The sequence below is a fragment of the Alteromonas sp. ABH4_456 genome, assembly GCF_056160645.1.
Window position 1 is genome coordinate 1 of record NZ_JBSWXO010000054.1, and the last position, 298, is coordinate 298.

Below are 298 nucleotides of genomic sequence, written 5' to 3' on the forward strand. Positions count from 1 at the left end.
TGCGTCGCACTGTCAACGGCGACATGCAGTTTGCGCCAGCGACGCCGTTTCTCTCTGCCATGTTTATAGGCGTGCCATTCGCCTTCGCCATAGATTTTCAAACCTGTGGCATCAACCACAACATGCGCTATCGGGCCACGAGAGCGTCTTTTATAATTTATCTCTACCGTCTTTGCTCGCTTGCTCAGACAGCTATAGCCGGGCGAACGGCAAGGCACATCCATCAACCTGAAAATAGAATTTAAAAAGCCCTCCGTTGCACGCAACGGCAAACTCAATACCGCTTTTATGGTTAGCG

1 protein-coding gene is annotated in these 298 nt (G+C 50.7%); it reads right to left on the reverse strand.

Annotation, left to right across the window (positions count from 1 at the left end; genetic code table 11):
- The coding region (locus tag ACXAG2_RS20915) for a transposase (RefSeq protein ID WP_474870264.1) at positions 1 to 298 on the reverse strand (298 nt) is incomplete at both ends.